Raw genomic sequence first — 17,156 nt, forward strand, 5'->3', positions numbered from 1 at the left:
TCCTTTTCCTTTACTAATTAAATTCATAACAGTTTTTCAGGCAAATAATGCATCAACAAACTGGTTCGAATTAAATCTCTCCAAATCTTCCAGACTCTCTCCTACCCCAATATACTTAACAGGAATATTGAGTTCTGATACGATTGCTACTGCTATTCCTCCCTTTGCCGTACCATCAAGCTTTGTGAGAACAATGCCTGTAAGATCAGCAACTTCACCGAATTCTCTTGCCTGGGAAATGGCATTCTGTCCTGTGGTACCATCAAGAACGATAAAGTTCTCTCTGTGAACATCCGGAAGCTCTTTATCAAGAATCCTGTTCATCTTAGCAAGCTCTTCCATAAGATTCTTCTTATTATGAAGTCGTCCTGCAGTATCTATGATCAAAATATCGCAGTCTCTTGATCTGAAAGCTGAAACCGCATCATATATAACACTGGCGGGATCCGCGCCGTCTCTGCCTGCAATAAGAGGCACCTGTGCACGCTCGGTCCATTCCCTTAGCTGCTCAGTCGCGCCGGCTCTGTAGGTATCAGCTGCAGCCACAAGGACCTTCTTACCACTTCTTCTGTACAAAGCAGCAAGCTTCCCGACAGAAGTTGTTTTACCTACGCCGTTTACTCCTATAACAAAGATAACTGTCTTATGATTCTCAAACTCATAAGTCTCCTCATCCGTCTTCATCTGTTCACGGATGTTGGAAATAAGAAGTGTCTTGCATGCCCAGGTATCGGTAATATGATTATCTCTGACCTGCTCTCTGAGCTTGTCCATAATCCTGCTGGTGGCATTGATTCCAATGTCCCCCATGATCAGGGTCTCTTCAAGTTCCTCGTAAAACTCTTCATCCACTGTTGAGAAATTACTAAGAACATTGTTTATTCCTTTTACTACGCCTTCTTTAGTTTTTGTCAGACCATTGGATAGTCTCTCAAAGAAACTGTTAGCCATTAATCAGTTAGCTCCTTATCAATCAAATTAACACTTACAAGCGTTGATACGCCCTTCTCCTGCATGGTAATACCATAAAGCCTGTCAGCACTTTCCATTGTACCACGCCTATGGGTAATTACAATAAACTGTGTTGACTTAAGCTTATGCAGATAATGAGCAAATCTCACAACGTTGTTTTCATCAAGGGCCGCCTCAATCTCATCAAGCAGGCAGAATGGTGAAGGCTTAAGATTCTGAATTGCGAAAAGAAGCGCTATCGCTGCAAGTGCCTTCTCACCACCGGAAAGCTGCATCATGTTAACAAGCTTCTTTCCCGGAGGCTGGGCATTGATTCTGATACCTGCTTCAAGGATATCCTCATCCTCTACAAGCTCCAGGGTTCCTTTTCCGCCTCCAAACATTTCCTTAAATACTTTATCAAACTCTGTCTGAATCTTGGTGAATTCTTCCATGAACTGCTTTCTCATGGATTCATCAAGTTCGGTAATTATTTCTCTAAGCTGCTGCTCAGCAGTTACAAGGTCATCATGCTGAGTCTTCAGGAATGTGTATCGCTCCATCAGGATTCTATAATCCTCGATGGCGTTGACGTTGACATCTCCCAGCTTTCTGATGGCATCCTTTAGTGTGGCTATCTGCTTTTTCATGGCAGACATATCCGTCATCTCTTCATCTCTTAAGCTTGCAGCATCCGTGAGAGTAATCTCATACTCATCCCACATATAATTGATCTGAGTTTCGATGGACTCTCTTGCACGCTCACATCTTGCACCAAGCCTTGTAACTTCCTTATCGAGACCATTCATGGTCTGATTCAGTTCTTCGGTCAGCTTAAAGAAATTCTTCTGGGAAGCAGTGAGTTCTTCCTTTCTTGCCCTTTTAACTTCAAGCTCTTTGCTTACATCAGTCTGCACATCCTTTGAACTCTCAATCGTGAGCCTTATTTCTTCAATATCCTTCTTCCTCTGAGTAAGGATTTCATTATTTTTCTTTATGGATTCAAGGATTTCCTCAAGAGCTGCCTTTTCACCATTTATCTCGCTGTTTATACGATCAAGATTCTGCTGCTCAAAGGTTTCCTTCTGAAGTATCTTCTCATACTCAATATCCCATGAGGATACATTCTCCGATTCCTTCTCCTCTTCAGTATGAAGGCCTTCAAGTTTTACCTGATAATCAGATACCTTCTGAGCTTCATCCTTCTCAGTCTTCTCGGAAAGTTCAAGCGCCTCTGTATACTCAGTGCGTTCTTTCCTGATATCAACCATCTGCTGCTCAATTGATTCATTCTCAGCTTTAAGATCAGAATAGTTACCTTTCTGCTGACTCTGTCTCTCCTTCTCATTCTCCACGTTTATTCTTGCAGTATTCTGCTCGATAAATTTTGTCTGGAGAGTATTTCTTAATTCCTCAATCGTTACACGCAGCTCGTTTCTACGATTTTTGGTGCTCTCTATTTCTTTTTGTAAAAGAGAGATGTCCTCTTTACACTTTTTGGTGTTCTTCTCAAGGTCCTCCATCTCTCTTCTTCTTCCGAGAAGATTGGAGTTGTTCCTGAACGTACCACCACTGATGGCACCACCCGGAACCAGAAGTTCTCCCTCAAGAGTAACCATTCTGATAGTATATTTATATTTTCTGGCAATCTTAACAGCGTTATCTACTGTATCGACAACCACTATTCTTCCAAGCATCGCCTTGGCAACACTTCTGTATCTCTCCTCAGTATCAACCAGTTCATCAGCCATACCAAGCACACCCTTTTCACCAAGTGCCTCCTGGGCCTTGAATTCCTGAGGATCCCTGATACTTGTAAGCGGAAGGAATGTAGCTCTTCCGGCTCTGGTCTTTTTGAGGTATTCAATCATATCCTTAGCAGTATCTTCATCATCCGTTACGATATTCTGAATATTACCGCCAAGGGCTATTTCAATAGCCGTCTCATATTTTGGCTGTGTTTTAATGATATCAGCAACAACACCGATAATTCCCGGATTCTCATCCTTGCGCTCCATTACCTTCTTAACACTGCCGCCATAGCCTTCATAGCGCTCTGTAAGGTTACTTAGTGCTTCAAGCTTGGACTTTTGCTGTGTATAGAGATTTTGAACCTCGCGAAGCTTCGCATCCTTCTGAGAAAGCTTATCTCTGATACCATTAAGCTCATTCTCTGAATCCTTTTTCCTGGTATTCATTGAGCGGATTTCATCTGTAATCTGGTCGAATTCAGCCTGTAATTTCTTTATGATCTCTTCCTGCTGAGATTCATCGGATCTTGCCTTGACGAGTTTTCCGGTAAGTTCCGCCTTCCTGATATTTATCTGCTCCTGCCTTGTATCAAGTGAGCTAAGCTTTGATTTTATGGTAGAACGCTCACCCAGAGTCTCTATGATCCTGCTCTTGCAGTTTTCAATTTCATTATTGATTTCGCTGATCTGAGATATTATGCCATCAAGCTTTTTCCTTGCTTCCTGTCTGTCAGCTGATAACCCTTCAAGTTCCTTGTCAATTTCATTCTTAACAAGAAGAACCTTCTCTCTTTCCTTTTCTTTTTCAGCGATTCTGGCTTCTTCGTCAGTTTTTCTTTTTTCAAAATGCTCCGCCTCATTTGTGGCTGAACGAATCTGCTCATTCATGATACCGATCTGACCTTCAAGCTTTTCCCTCATGACGGAAGTATCGGTAATCTTGGCTCTGGCCTCCTCAATATCGTGATCCAGCCCTTCCAGTTCAACCTGAATCTCCTCATACTGGTTCTTAGTGTCAGCATACCTGGTCCTGGCTTCTTCAAGATTTTTGGATGCTATCTTGAGATTCTCCTCAGACTCTTCCAAAGTCTTTTTCTGAGCATTATTTTCCAGAAGGAACATGTTTACATCAAGTGTCTTCAGTTCTTCCTTATGTTTTAAATATACCTTTGCAACTTCTGACTGCTTTTCCAAAGGCTCAACCTGTTTCTCAAGCTCTGAGAGTATGTCATTTACACGGGTGAGATTCTGCTTCTCCTGCTCAAGCTTTTTAACTGCAGTATCCTTACGGGATTTGAACTTAACGATACCTGCCGCTTCATCAAAAAGATTTCGCCTGTCTTCAGGCTTACTGGACAGAATTTGGTCGATCTGGCCCTGTCCGATAATAGAGTAACCCTCTTTACCGATACCTGTATCAAAGAAAAGCTCATTGACATCTTTAAGACGGCATGAGTTACCATTGATCATATATTCACTCTCTCCTGAGCGATAAAGCCTTCTGGAGACAGTTACTTCATCATATTCAATAGGAAGCGCATGATCTGAATTATCAAGCGTTATAGCGACATAAGCGTAGCCTAAGGGTTTCCTCAGCTCCGTTCCCGCAAAGATTACATCCTGCATAGTACCGCCGCGGAGCTGCTTAATTCTCTGTTCACCGAGAACCCATCTCACAGCATCCGCAACATTACTTTTACCTGAACCATTAGGTCCCACAATTCCGGAAATACCATTATGGAATTCAAGCTTTATCTTGTTTGCAAACGACTTAAAGCCGTGAATTTCAATGCTTTTTAAATACATCTTACTCTTTTTTCAGTTCCAGGATAGCCTGATATGCAGCCTTCTGCTCAGCTGCTTTTTTAGTCCTTCCTGACCCCTCTCCCAATTTTTTATCACCTACGAAAACCGCAGCTTCGAATATTTTATCATGCTCAGGTCCTTTTTCGCCACAAATTTCATATCTGAGTTCTGCGGTACTGTCCTTCTGCACAAGCTCCTGAAGGACTGATTTGCTGTCATAAAAAATCTGTTTTTCCTCGGGATTATCCAAAATAAATTTCTCTATATGAGCCCTGGCAGCATCTATTCCACTATCAAGATAGATAGCGCCGATAATAGCCTCCATTACATCCGAAATAATTGATTCTCTGTAACGGCCGCCTGTAGCCTCTTCGCCCTTACCAAGAATGAGATATTTTTCAAGATGAATTGCAGCTGCACAATAAGCAAGAGCAGGTTCGCAAACCATAGCTGCTCTCATTTTAGTCATCTCACCTTCTCTTTTTTCAGGGTAAGTCTTAAAAAGATAATGACTTGATACCAGCTCCAGTACCGCATCACCTAAAAACTCAAGCCTCTCATAATCCCCACGCTTATTGATTCTTTGTTCATTTGCAAAAGAACTGTGTGTCAGTGCCTGGAGTAAAAGATTTTTATCCTTGAAATGATATCCGATTTTTTCCTGTAAATCATTAAGTTCATTATCGCCTATCATAGAAATCTCCTCTATTAACTCTTGCTAAAAACAACAAAGTGATATGACGCAAAGCAAACTGGTGAGCTCTGCTCCATATCACCTTCTAGTCAATATTATGAACCTATCAGCCTTCGTTTCTGGCCTTTTTCAGAAGCTCTACTGCCTCACCTACTGTAGAAATCTTCTCAGCAAGTTCTGCATCAATTTTTACGTCAAACTCATCTTCAATGCCCATAATAATCTGGAATACATCAAGTGAATCTGCACCAAGATCATCTGTAAATGTTGTGTCCATTGTGATCTCATCCACATCAACATTTAATACGTTAGCAATAACTTCCTTCAGTTTTTCGAATTCCATAACTTCTCCATTCCTTTAAATCTTTATAACTATTTCACAGAAAATATCCATGTTATAAAACTATAATACCATATATAGTTCCTTTACAAGTATTTTTTACGATTCTGATGTAATAGACTCTTTAATCTTTTCTGCAATATTCTGTTCCATAAAGGTTACACACTGTAAAATACTGTTCTTAACCTCTACAGACTTGGCACTTCCATGAGTTTTTACCACCAGTCCGGTAAGTCCAAGCATAGGTGCTCCGCCATACTGATCCATGTCATAGTCTTTTAGAACCTTCTTAAGAGTAGGCTTTATCAAAAGTCCTCCGATTTTGGCTCTGAGATTGCTCATAAGTCCCTGCTTTACCACTTTAAGAAGTGTAGTAGCAACACCTTCATACATCTTCAGTACAACATTTCCGGTGAAAGCTTCACAAACAATTACGTCAGCGACTCCCAGAGGAATATCTCTTGCTTCTACTGAACCGATGAAATTAATATCGGGACAATTCTTCAAAAGAGGGAAGGTCTCCTTTACAAGTGCATTACCTTTTTCCTCCTCGGCACCGATATTTACAATTCCTACCTTAGGATTTTTAACGCCGCAGAAGTTCTCCATATAAACAGATCCCATCTTTGCAAACTGAACCAGATGAGAAGGTCTCGCATCAACATTAGCACCACAGTCAATAAGAAGTGATACACCGTTCTGTGTGGGAATAAGCGGTGCAAGAGGTGATCTCTCGACCCCTTTGATTCTTCCGATTATAACCTGTCCGCCTACCAGGGTAGCTCCTGTACTTCCGGCAGATACATATGCATCACACTCTCCGTGCTTTACAAGAAACATGGCCTTGACTATAGAAGAATCCTTCTTGGTTCTGATAGCCATTACCGGAGGCTCTGCCATCTCAATAACTTCTTCAGCATTGACTACTTCTACTCTGTCAGCATCATAAGTATATTTTGAAAGTTCGTCCTTAACAACCTGTTCCTTACCCACGAGAAAAATCTTAAGCCTGTCAGATTCCTGCAGTGCTTCAATTGCGCCCTTGACAATTTCAAAGGGGGCATTATCTCCTCCCATTGCATCAACTGCAACTCTTACATAATCAGCCATTGTTACTCCCCAATCTAATTAAAAATGTTTGACAAAAGTTTACTAAAAAACATAATAAAAAGCAACAAACCCGAGACTCATAAGAATCCCGGGTTTGATATGTTCATAATGATTATCAATCTTCGTTAGCTACAACGCTCTTCTTGTTGTAGTAGCCACATTTTTTGCATACCTTGTGAGGCTGCATAAGCGCGCCACAGTGGCTGCACTTAACCAGTGTGGGAGCAGTCATTTTCCAGTTTGCTCTTCTCTGGTCTCTGTGACCCTTAGAAGACTTATTCTTCGGGCAGATAGACATTCGGTAACACCTCCTTACAGCGTTCATATCATGAACCATAAATGGTCATTTGCATTTGTCAACACACTCTTGCTATTATATGCACTAATTCACATATTGTCAATGAAAAAAATATTAATTCATCTCAAATCGCTTCATTACCGTTACTGTTCACACCTTACGGTGCTCACAGCAACTGGATTTGCCCATTCCAGTTGCCTTCGGCAAAGGGGCAAATCCTATATTCAAGACGTAGAACATTCTCACGCTCAGCGCAGCAAGTGCGCAGAGCTGTCTGAACAGTAACTCATTACCTGCAAAGTTCGTTAGTATCTCTGGCAATGGCAAGTTCTTCGTTTGTAGGAACAACAAGAATCTTCACCTTGGAAGCATCAGTTGATACAATCTTTTCTTTTCCGTGAACCTCATTAGCTTCCTTATCAAGCTCAACTCCCAAAAATCCGAGTCTCTCACAGATGATATTTCTTACAAGAGGTCCATTCTCACCTACGCCTGCAGTAAAGCATATGCAGTCAACTCCATCCATTGCTGCGGCATAAGCACCAATATATTTTGAAACACGGTAGCAGAAAGTATTGATTGCTCTGATACATCCCTCGTCGCCGTTATTGTAACCGTCCTCAAGATCACGGAAATCTGAGGATACATTACCTGAAAGTCCGTAAACACCTGACTTTTTATTCAGAATATTCTCAGCTTCAGCTGCGTCACATTTTTCCTTTTTCATAATAAACTCAACTACTGAAGGATCGATGTCACCACTTCTGGTTCCCATGATAAGTCCTTCAAGAGGAGTAAGACCCATTGAAGTGTCTACGCATTTACCGTTTTTAACTGCTGATACTGATGCTCCGTTTCCAAGATGACAAACAATAGTCTTAAGATCGCCGTAATCTTTTCCAAGCATTTCAGCTGCTTTCTTGCTTACATAAGAATGGCTTGTTCCGTGGAAACCATATCTGCGGATCTTATACTTCTCATAAAATGAATAAGGTATTCCATAAAGATATGCTTCCTCAGGCATGGTCTGATGGAAAGCAGTATCAAAAACAGCCACCATGGGAACACCCGGCATGGACTTCTGGCATGCTCTTATCCCAATGAGGTTAGCTGGATTGTGAAGCGGTGCAAGATCTGAAACTTCCTCAATTGCCTTTATTACTTCCTCATCAATTACTACAGACTTAGTGAATTTCTCACCGCCATGTACGATTCTGTGTCCTACGGCGCCAATCTCTGAAAGTGAACTGATAACTCCTGTCTCTGAATCTGTGAGTGCTTCTATAACCAGTTCTATTGCGCGGTTATGATCAGGAATTGCTGTATCCTTTGTAATCTTATCACCATCACCGGGAGTAAAACTGATCCTGCCGTCGATGCCGATTCTCTCACAAAGCCCCTTTCCGATTACCTTCTCAGTTTCAGAATCTATAAGCTGAAACTTAAGGGAAGAACTACCGCAATTGATAACCAGTATTTTCATTATTAAACCTCCATGATATTATATTTTTTATGAAGACTGTAGGAATTATAGCTGAATTTAATCCTTTCCACAAGGGACACGAATACCTGATCCGCGCGCTCAAAGAGCAGACCGGGTCAGATTATGCTGTCATTATAATGAGCGGAGATTTCACTCAGCGTGGCGCTCCTGCAATTTTCGATAAATACACAAGAACTAAAATGGCCCTTTCATGTGGAGCTGACCTCATTTTAGAGTTGCCAATATATTATAGCACATCCAGCGCAGAATTTTTCGCCGGAGGAGCCATTTCCATACTTGATAAACTGGATTGCATCGATTATCTTGGCTTTGGCTCAGAGTCAGGTAATATCGAAGCTCTCCAAAAAATATCAACTGTCCTTGCAAATGAACCTTCAGATTTTTCAGCTATGATTAAGGAAAATCTGAAATCAGGAAAAAACTACGCGGTTGCCAGAGCTGCCGCTTTATCTGCGTATCTTGGAGAAGATGCATCTTTTCTCTCAGAGCCAAACGATATACTTGGAACGGAATATATAAAAGCTCTCACCATACAAAAAAGCAGTATGGTTCCTTTTTGTATAAAAAGAGAAGGAGCCTCCTACTCTGAAGATACCATCTCAGATAATCCTGATGTGTTTGCATCCGCAAAAGCTCTTAGGAGCTTAATCGAAGACAATGCAGATATCAGTGCTTCTGTAAATAATCTTAAGAGCCAGCTTCCCACCGGGGTATTTGACCTATTAAAAGAGCTTTGCGAAAGTAAGGCGCTGAAAATCTGTACTCCTGATAATTTTTCAACGCTCCTTCACTATAAGCTTATATCTGAAAAAAATGCCGGATTTGATAAATATCTCGATGTATCCTCAGATTTTTCAGATAAGATAAATGCCAATATTCGCAGTTTTTCATCAATTACAGGCTTCACCGATAAGCTGAAATCAAAGGACCTTACCTATACAAGGATAAGTCGTGCTCTGTTACATATTCTTCTCGGACTTACAAAGGAAAACATGTCTCTTTATGTAAAAGATAAGGATTCTTTTACTTCCTATGCAAGAATTCTGGGGCTTAATAAAAACGCATCCCCGCTTTTAAAAAAAATTCAGGAATGCTCCCGCATCCCTGTAATTTCTAAACTCTCTGATGCATATAAAGCACTATCAGAAGAAGAGTACTCTCTTCTTTCAGAGACGATAGTTTCATCAAATATTTATGACCTTATAAACAGTAGAGAAACCATAAATGAATATGCCAAAACACTTATCACAATTAGCCGCTGAATCATTTGGCAGCTATATTGTCATCTTTTTGATACTCCAAAATGTTTCCCGCCGGTTTTAACCTGCTGTCACCTGATCAGAGAATACTTCCGAAGGCATAGGCTTTGCAAAATAGAATCCCTGTATCATTTCGCAGTGGAGTTTTCTTATGTAATCATATTGCTCCTGGGTTTCAACACCCTCTACTACAATTTTCAGTCCCAGTCTCTTAGCCATCTGTACCACTGACTCAAGGACTATCATTCCCTTCTCACTGTTTTCAATATTTCTAAGGAAGTACATATCAATCTTGACAACATCAACAGGAAGATCCTTAAACATATTAAGATTGGAATATCCGCTTCCAAAGTCATCCATCATTATCACAAAGCCATAACTTCTAAGCTTGGACAGCATTTTTATGATACTGTCCATATTGTCATTAAAAGCGCTTTCAGTAAGCTCTATTTTTATAAGCTTATGATCAAGTCCGTATTTATCAACAACTGCTACAATTTCTTCAACTATGCCATGATGATCAACATCAACTCTTGAGAAATTGACAGATACCGGAACAACAGACGCTCCCTGATTAATCCAGTCACGAAGCATTCTGCAGACTTCCTCTAGCACATAAAGATCAAGCTCTGTGATAAAGCCGTTTTTTTCCAAAATAGGAATAAAATCTGAAGGATTGATCATCTGATTTTTTGAATCAATCCACCTTACAAGTGCCTCTGCACTGATTCGCTGTCTGGTCATCGTGTCACACACAGGCTGCAGATAGACCTTGAACTCTCTGTCCAGAATAGCCCCTCTGACCCTCTGTTCTACTATCTTTCTATGCTCATCCTCTTTTCGTATATCATCATCATAAAATGCCACATTTGTCTTGAAATTACCGGATACCCATTTTAGTGCATATCCCGCATGATCAAGCATTTTATCTATATCCTTGTCCCCTTCTTCGAGCCTGTACACACCTGCATAAAAAGACACAGCATAATCAAGCCCCGTAAGAGGATTCTGAATAGCTTCTGTTATATCCGAACTGGCTATTGTGCTTATAGAAACCTCCTCATCTGTCAGCACTGCAAAAGTATCACCGCCTATTCTTCCACACACAGCTTTATGCTTTGCTTTATTGACACACTCTTCAATATTTTCCGCAAGAATGTTGAGCACACGGTCACCATTTTCCATACCGGTTCTCTCATTCAGCTCCTGCATATGATAAATCTGAATTTTAACCATGGAATAACCTTCCATGCTCTGCTGATGCATGAGCTCGTCACAGGATCTGATAAATCCCGTCTTGTTATTAAGTCCTGTCAGCTCATCAACCGTAACATCAACAAAACAGAAAACAACAATAAACATGGCAAGTGCAAGAGCTATTACAAGACCTGTCAGGGATTCCTCAGGAAAAGCTGCCTGATAAAAGAGATTTAAAATGGTTATAAAGAAAACTGTTATTAGAAGTCTTTTCCTTACTTTACCAAGATACCTTGAATGTTTGACCGCACAATGTCCCACAAGAGTAGCGCAGAGCATATAATAGACAAAGGTAACCCACATCATCGTTCCATGGCTGTAGGACATGGTTTCCTTATCAAGGAAAAACAAAAAATTAAAGAAAATATTGCCAAATGTAGCGAAAAAAATCATAACAGCAAGAGCCCCTCTCAGAAGGAGGAGATTGCCTTCTTCGCCGCATAATTGGTAAAAGTACCGTGTCGCACAATACGGTATCAGATACAGCACGCAGAAATAGATAAGCAGCATCACATATGTAAAATAATATGATTCCGGCTTTGCAATTTTTAGTAGAATAACAGTTAATGAATCCAACACGTTGTAAACTATTGCAGAACAAATCAGAAGCTTTAAGTTAAATCCGAAGTTCTTCATTAGTTTGGGTCGGATCCATGCACATGTTAAACTAGTAAGTATTACCATTATACCGGCAACATCAAACTGGTAAGAGAACTGCATACTTTTCCTCTATCTAATCAATACAAAAAAATCGCCTCCACAGAGGGAATCAGGCGAAACTAAGAATTTTCATAATTCGACCAGGGTAAACTCGCTAAGTACTCCGGTAAAATAAAAAAAGAGAAGTTGGAGTACAAAATGTACTCCATTCTCCTCCCTTGTTAATTATAATATATAATTTTATAAATGCCATTTCAAGTTATTTTTTTTCCAAGCACCCTGTTTTTTCTAATGAATTCCAAATATATTTACCAAACTTTAATAAATTACTATCAAAAATTCGTTTATAATGATTATAGCTATAGGCTAAAAGTTTTGTTCATTTTATCACTTTTAAAGGAGTGTTATGGGACTTATAACTCTTAATTCCAATCAGGTTATACATAGATCCGGGGATAAAGTAGAATCATTGGAAATCGTCGTAAAAGGCTCCGTTTCTGTTTCAGCCAATGGCCAGTCAATCACAATTGGCACCGGTGGCATACTGGGTGTTGCCGAAAAACCCGGAGCTGAATATATTTTCACCTATTCTGCCAATGAGGATTCCTCCATCTTCTCATACACTTTTACAGATATTAGTGACATATATAAAGTAGTAAAATGCAATCCCAAAATAGCGCCCATTCTGGCGGCTCAATCCGTAAAAACCGTCGTTCTCAGTCTTGATAAATACAATGATGACTATGAAACGATTCAATCAGAATATGACCGATTAGACACAGACAGAGCAAGTTATCCCATGATGGCAGTTTCTGTAGGAATGGATATAGAGACTTTCCCGGAGCTTGATGACATTGAGCCTCCGGTAAAAGAGTATGCCCTAAGCGAATGGCAGGAAAAGTATTTCAGAAGTCTGAACTCCAAAGAGGATCTTATGAAAAAGGCCTGCTATTGCTGCTCTTCCGATATAGCAAACGGCTTTATTATGAATGCCGTAGAAGCCCTGAGTTTTATTTCTGCCTGCAGGGACAAGCTTTGGGAATATAAACGCGGTTTTCAGAAAGAAACCGGTAAATTCTATCAGACAATGCAGCTTGCAAAAGCAAAGTCGGATGACCTTAAGAGAAACGGCTCTGATGACGGTGTCTTGAGCATAGATATTCACAATGCCCTCAATACCATATTGCAATATGCAGATACCGATGAAGAAGTAACAGAAAACTTCAAAAAGGCTGTCACTGAATTCAAGAATTCACCGGTCAGAAACGATACTACCGATGAAAGCAGGCTCCTTAGAAGAAATGTTGCCAAAGATTTCTACAGCATCTACACCGCTGTCTTTTTAAGAAGCCTGAAGGACCCCCATGTTCCATCAGAAATAATGATGTTTCTAATGTTTGGTTTTGTCGATGAAAATCTCGCAGGGCTTGAAAACACAAGGCAGCTCTATGCCCTTATGAAAACCTATACACCCGATCCCGAAGGCCGTGTTGTTACCATCTATGAATGGTTAAAAAAAATATATTCCATGGAGCTTGAGCCCTCCAGGAATGAGTTTGATGAGGATTATTTCACTGCACTGAGAACGCTTAAAACAAACGGCGAAATTTCCGAAGAACAGATGGAATTCATGAAACTGAATCCCTTAGAAAGACTTAAGTTCGAAATAAAAAATCTTTTTGCTCTTGGAAACAGAATGACCTTCGGAAGGCCGACCACTTTTGTTCCCGTTTTTGACGCTGAAAATGTAATACGTCCACTCGAGAGCGCTTATATCACCACTCAGAGAATTAATGATTTCTATGAATCTATAAAAACCATAGATTTTTCTCTGTTTTGCAGGCAGACCATTTATTCCAATCCCGAAATAGGAATCACTCAGGCATTTGTCGACGAAGACATTATGCCTTATACTATACTAATGCCAAATATGGGAAGCCGTGCTTCTCTCTGGCAGGAAATAGAGGGCAAGAGAAGAACCACTCCCGCAAGATTTATCATTTCTATTTTCAACACGGAGACTCTTGAGGATGTTATGATACGTCTGTGCGGCGAATTCAGGTGGGAAATGTGCAAGACCATGCAGGGTGTTCACTGGAATGATGTGACTGATCCATCCCTGACATCAATGTTTTGCGATTATCTCCAGTTCTATAAAAAGAATCATTCACTATCAACAGATATGAAGGAAAAGCTCAGGGGAGATTTAAAACGATACAGTAACAATTTTAAAAATGTGTTTATTGCAGATTATATCAGTTACATCAAGTTTGAATCCAACTCCTCTCCCCGCCTGAATAAGGTTTCAAGAGAGATACTGTTTACTTATTGCCCATTTTCCAGAGAATACCGTGAAAAGCTTGTGGACAGTCCAATTTACTCCGAGCTTATAAAGAAGCATTCCGCCCGCACCGGAAGTCTGGCAAGACCTCTCTCCAACATGATAAGGAAGGTCAGAAACGAGGGTAATGAAGTTCCAACGGAGTTGCTGGATCAGTTTGACTATCTGCAAAAATAGTTCTATTTAAGAAAGGATATATATGCAATTTAGATGTGATGAATGTAATTATTATGAATATGATGAGGATGATGATGCATACTACTGCAGCGTAGATATGGATGAAGATGATTATGCAAGACTTATGGGTAATTCCAGAAATGAATGCCCCTATTATCAAAATAACAACGAGTATGAAGTTGTTAAGCATCAAATGTAAGGATGCAATCGAACTATAATAGTTCATATGGGGTCTTACTAATGGCTCCTCAAAAATACTTTCTTATGAGAGGTAAACTACTTGAACGTCTATGACTTCGACGAAACAATATACAGTAAAAACAGTACTGTAGCTTTTATATTATGGTGTATGCACAGGGACCCCAAGCTCTGGCTTTCGTTCATGCCATCATTTTCCAAAAGTCTTGTGCTGTACAAAATAGGAAAAATCCCCACTTATCTTATGATGAGACATTTCTTTTCCGTTTTGGGAAAAATAGATGATTTCGATGAAAAGATTGAAAAATTCTGGGATGAAAACGAAAAATTCATATCTGAGTGGTATCTGAAACAGAAAAGGTCCGATGATCTGATCATCAGCGCTTCTCCCACATGTATTATTGCTCCCATAGCAAAGCGGCTGAACATAAAGTTTGTCGCAACAGATTATGACAGGGAGACCGGAGTTTTTGTCAACAACCTAATGTATGGCAAAGGAAAAGCCAGATATATCATCGACAGTGATTTTCCTGTAATTGAGAATTTCTACTCCGACTCGCTTTCTGATACTCCCATTGCACTATGTGCGGAAAAGGCTCATCTTGTGGTAAACAAGGCACAGAAAATTATCGACTGGCCGCACCTTGATAATGACATCCTGAAAGAAGTCCGCCGCCAACTCAACACCGGCTGGAAAATCCATATATAATAATACGTCCCGAGTAATGACTTCACCCCGGTTGCAAAAAGCGCATAATCGGTTGAAGATATATATACTCGGGACTAACATTTTCTTTATATTGTCACTATGTATTTTTGCATTACAATCATAAATCAGATGTGCAGCAAGGGCATTTTGTAGCTTTGATGTTGATTTCGCTCTGGCAATGAGGGCAGATCTTTGTTGTAGGTGCCTCTTCTTCTTTTTCCTTCTTAACCTTGTCACTAAGCTTATTAAGTGACTTGACTATGCAGAAAATAACAAGAGCCATAAGCAGGAAATTGATAATTGCTGTGATGAACACACCATAATTAAGAGTAGCTGCTCCTGCTTCCTGAGCTGCTGCAAGGTTAGGGTAATGAGATCCATCCAGAGCAACAAACCAGTTAGAGAAATCGATTCCTCCTGTAAGTACGCTAATCACAGGCATAATGATGTCATTAACCAGTGAAGTAATGATCCCCTGGAATGCTCCTCCGATAATTACACCGACAGCAAGGTCCATAACATTGCCGCGCATTATGAATTCACGAAATTCATTAGCAAACCCCTTGCCTTTTTCCTTAGCTTTTTCCTTGTCTACTACCATTGTTCTCCTCCCTTCAATTTTTTATTCATTTGTGAATTATAAAAAAGAAACTTTTCTTCAAACCTCTTGAAATTATACCACATATTGGGTATTATTAAATAGTTATTTGCAGGACTAGTACATCGGTAGTATGTCAGCTTCCCAAGCTGAAGAGGCGGGTTCGACTCCCGTGTTCTGCTGTGCCTTAGTCCGCATGACTAGGGCATTTTTTATTTTCCGTGTGAACTTAGATCACTTCCAACGCTCCCCTTGTAAGAAGTCCGGCAATACCATCAACTTCACCCCCCATAATAAAACAAGTCCGGGGATAGACTGACCGGCAACACCTTATAAAATTACTGACCATTAATCACATCTTTTAAAGCTTCAAACAGTTTTTCCTGATCTTCTTCACTTATGAAATCATTGATATCAAGTTCTTTTCCTGTACGATCTTCATACATTTCTTCGAAAGATCTTCCCTGATCAGCAGGGTCCAGGTCCACATCCTTTGCATGGCTTTTGAGTGAATTATCATCTGAAAGAGCTGCATATGCAAGATTGTGCTGAAGCCATTCAAAAGCCAGATCAGAGGCTTCGCGGTAGCTCTGCATGTCTCTTCCATGTATAGGGTGTACATCGATAAGAGCCTGACAGATTATGGTTATATCAGCTATATTATTTATTTTATAGGAATCCTCAACTCTCCAATTGTCTGTTGTGTAAACAGCGCTGTAATCTGTGCCGTCATATGTAAAGGCATAATTAGAACCATTTCCGTCAAGATCTCTTAAATTAATATCCGCTGTGGAATTAAGTATCCCCTTCTCACCTGCTTCCTTTGCCTCGGCAAGCTCCTCTTCAGAAATGTTATTCTCTAAAGCTTCAGTGATTTGCTCCGGGTCTAAATCATTACTGTCTGCATCCTCAGTTGCACCGGTTGTGTTATCTTCAGCCTTATTTTCTGATTCATTATCAGATGCTGCTACTTCTTCTCTATCAGATACATCTGATTTTGTCTCTTCCTCTGAATAATCTGTAGCTTCATTTTCCAGACCGGGACCTGAAGCGCCATTGCTATCTTCGTCAGTATCAGAAGCTTTTTTCTCAGCTCCCACAGGTTCAAATATTCCACTCTCAACTGCATCTTTATCATCTTTGGTAAGTCCTAATTCACCAATATCGCCACAGCCCGCAACCAGTACTAATGCAATTGCCGCACTAATAATTCCTGCTCTATTTTTATTAAACATATAGTTTATCTCTCCCATATTTATTACTTTCAGAATGAATTCATATTATCATAAGTCCCTCAGATAGTTCATATTCCTGCAAATCCATCCCGTATACCTTTCCTAATTATACATTCTTTAGCATCAGATTCAAGAATCTGGAAATCTATAGGAATTCCACGAAAGCTATAATAAGTCTTTCGCTTTCAAAATTCTCGCGGAGCGTTTTTTTCACAGGAAGCCATGAAATAAAAAGACTGCCACACCATTTAGTATGACAGTCACAACA

The 17,156-nt window shown here is 40.1% G+C and carries 14 protein-coding genes and 1 tRNA gene; 5 read left to right on the forward strand and 10 right to left on the reverse strand.

All coding sequences use genetic code 11. The features are described 5' to 3' along the window. Positions 1 to 36 precede the first annotated feature (36 nt). From ftsY to G622_RS0106395, 7 genes are all read right to left on the reverse strand, one after another. Positions 37 to 951 (reverse strand): signal recognition particle-docking protein FtsY, encoded by a 915-nt coding sequence (ftsY, locus tag G622_RS0106365; RefSeq protein ID WP_026510009.1) that lies wholly within the window; start codon positions 949 to 951, stop codon positions 37 to 39. After that, positions 951 to 4,508, reverse strand: coding sequence for a chromosome segregation protein SMC (smc, locus tag G622_RS0106370; protein ID WP_026510010.1), 3,558 nt, complete (start codon positions 4,506 to 4,508; stop codon positions 951 to 953). The genes ftsY and smc overlap by 1 nt, the downstream gene beginning before the upstream one ends. Position 4,509: 1 nt before the next feature. Beyond that, the gene (gene rnc, locus G622_RS0106375; protein WP_026510011.1) at positions 4,510 to 5,202 is read right to left on the reverse strand and encodes a ribonuclease III; all 693 of its coding nucleotides are present in this window, start codon (positions 5,200 to 5,202) and stop codon (positions 4,510 to 4,512) included. 106 nt (positions 5,203 to 5,308) lie between these two features. Then, positions 5,309 to 5,545, reverse strand: a complete 237-nt coding sequence (acpP, locus tag G622_RS0106380; protein WP_026510012.1) for an acyl carrier protein — start codon at positions 5,543 to 5,545, stop codon at positions 5,309 to 5,311. 96 nt (positions 5,546 to 5,641) lie between these two features. After that, positions 5,642 to 6,652 (reverse strand): phosphate acyltransferase PlsX, encoded by a 1,011-nt coding sequence (gene plsX / locus G622_RS0106385; protein WP_026510013.1) that lies wholly within the window; start codon positions 6,650 to 6,652, stop codon positions 5,642 to 5,644. Positions 6,653 to 6,767: 115 nt separating this feature from the next. Beyond that, positions 6,768 to 6,950, reverse strand: a complete 183-nt coding sequence (gene rpmF, locus G622_RS0106390; RefSeq protein WP_026490935.1) for a 50S ribosomal protein L32 — start codon at positions 6,948 to 6,950, stop codon at positions 6,768 to 6,770. A 289-nt stretch (positions 6,951 to 7,239) separates the two neighbouring features. Next, positions 7,240 to 8,433: an acetate/propionate family kinase gene (locus G622_RS0106395; RefSeq protein WP_026510014.1), complete on the reverse strand. Its 1,194-nt coding sequence runs from the start codon at positions 8,431 to 8,433 to the stop codon at positions 7,240 to 7,242. A gap of 29 nt (positions 8,434 to 8,462) precedes the next feature. Between G622_RS0106395 and G622_RS0106400 the strand changes: the two genes are divergently transcribed. Continuing rightward, positions 8,463 to 9,716, forward strand: a complete 1,254-nt coding sequence (locus G622_RS0106400) for a nucleotidyltransferase (protein ID WP_044957240.1) — start codon at positions 8,463 to 8,465, stop codon at positions 9,714 to 9,716. Between the two features lie 57 nt (positions 9,717 to 9,773). Here G622_RS0106400 and G622_RS24425 read toward each other — a convergent pair whose 3' ends face one another. Next, positions 9,774 to 11,690 (reverse strand): putative bifunctional diguanylate cyclase/phosphodiesterase, encoded by a 1,917-nt coding sequence (locus G622_RS24425; RefSeq protein ID WP_049945718.1) that lies wholly within the window; start codon positions 11,688 to 11,690, stop codon positions 9,774 to 9,776. A 346-nt stretch (positions 11,691 to 12,036) separates the two neighbouring features. Between G622_RS24425 and G622_RS24430 the strand changes: the two genes are divergently transcribed. The 3 genes from G622_RS24430 (at position 12,037) to G622_RS21930 (ending at position 15,055) form a co-directional block, all read left to right on the forward strand. Next, a complete protein-coding gene (locus tag G622_RS24430; protein ID WP_049945719.1) occupies positions 12,037 to 14,148 on the forward strand; it encodes a Crp/Fnr family transcriptional regulator in 2,112 nt (703 codons plus the stop codon). 22 nt (positions 14,149 to 14,170) lie between these two features. Further along, on the forward strand, positions 14,171 to 14,347 hold the full coding sequence (locus G622_RS26150) for a DUF6472 family protein (RefSeq protein ID WP_196814185.1): 177 nt from the start codon (positions 14,171 to 14,173) through the stop codon (positions 14,345 to 14,347). Between the two features lie 81 nt (positions 14,348 to 14,428). Beyond that, positions 14,429 to 15,055, forward strand: coding sequence for a haloacid dehalogenase-like hydrolase (locus G622_RS21930; protein ID WP_049945720.1), 627 nt, complete (start codon positions 14,429 to 14,431; stop codon positions 15,053 to 15,055). 118 nt (positions 15,056 to 15,173) lie between these two features. Here G622_RS21930 and mscL read toward each other — a convergent pair whose 3' ends face one another. Then, positions 15,174 to 15,656, reverse strand: coding sequence for a large conductance mechanosensitive channel protein MscL (gene mscL / locus G622_RS0106425; protein WP_044914822.1), 483 nt, complete (start codon positions 15,654 to 15,656; stop codon positions 15,174 to 15,176). 108 nt (positions 15,657 to 15,764) lie between these two features. Here mscL and G622_RS0106430 point away from each other — a divergent pair. Next, positions 15,765 to 15,835, forward strand: a tRNA-Gly gene (locus tag G622_RS0106430). A 156-nt stretch (positions 15,836 to 15,991) separates the two neighbouring features. Here G622_RS0106430 and G622_RS0106435 read toward each other — a convergent pair. Next, positions 15,992 to 16,888, reverse strand: coding sequence for a hypothetical protein (locus G622_RS0106435; protein WP_026510017.1), 897 nt, complete (start codon positions 16,886 to 16,888; stop codon positions 15,992 to 15,994). Positions 16,889 to 17,156 lie beyond the last annotated feature (268 nt).

The organism is Butyrivibrio sp. LC3010 (genome assembly GCF_000424385.1).
Taxonomy (GTDB): domain Bacteria; phylum Bacillota; class Clostridia; order Lachnospirales; family Lachnospiraceae; genus Butyrivibrio.

What these genes read in the sequence shown, in the direction of transcription:
- G622_RS24425 (WP_049945718.1), bottom strand. Translation starts at nt 11,690, where the DNA reads ATGCAGTTCTCTTACCAGTTTGATGTTGCCGGTATAATGGTAATACTT.
- G622_RS0106400 (WP_044957240.1), top strand. Translation starts at nt 8,463, where the DNA reads ATGAAGACTGTAGGAATTATAGCTGAATTTAATCCTTTCCACAAGGGA.
- G622_RS26150 (WP_196814185.1), top strand. Translation starts at nt 14,171, where the DNA reads ATGCAATTTAGATGTGATGAATGTAATTATTATGAATATGATGAGGAT.
- rpmF (WP_026490935.1), bottom strand. Translation starts at nt 6,950, where the DNA reads ATGTCTATCTGCCCGAAGAATAAGTCTTCTAAGGGTCACAGAGACCAG.
- G622_RS0106395 (WP_026510014.1), bottom strand. Translation starts at nt 8,433, where the DNA reads ATGAAAATACTGGTTATCAATTGCGGTAGTTCTTCCCTTAAGTTTCAG.
- ftsY (WP_026510009.1), bottom strand. Translation starts at nt 951, where the DNA reads ATGGCTAACAGTTTCTTTGAGAGACTATCCAATGGTCTGACAAAAACT.
- plsX (WP_026510013.1), bottom strand. Translation starts at nt 6,652, where the DNA reads ATGGCTGATTATGTAAGAGTTGCAGTTGATGCAATGGGAGGAGATAAT.
- rnc (WP_026510011.1), bottom strand. Translation starts at nt 5,202, where the DNA reads ATGATAGGCGATAATGAACTTAATGATTTACAGGAAAAAATCGGATAT.
- G622_RS24430 (WP_049945719.1), top strand. Translation starts at nt 12,037, where the DNA reads ATGGGACTTATAACTCTTAATTCCAATCAGGTTATACATAGATCCGGG.
- smc (WP_026510010.1), bottom strand. Translation starts at nt 4,508, where the DNA reads ATGTATTTAAAAAGCATTGAAATTCACGGCTTTAAGTCGTTTGCAAAC.
- mscL (WP_044914822.1), bottom strand. Translation starts at nt 15,656, where the DNA reads ATGGTAGTAGACAAGGAAAAAGCTAAGGAAAAAGGCAAGGGGTTTGCT.
- G622_RS0106435 (WP_026510017.1), bottom strand. Translation starts at nt 16,888, where the DNA reads ATGTTTAATAAAAATAGAGCAGGAATTATTAGTGCGGCAATTGCATTA.
- acpP (WP_026510012.1), bottom strand. Translation starts at nt 5,545, where the DNA reads ATGGAATTCGAAAAACTGAAGGAAGTTATTGCTAACGTATTAAATGTT.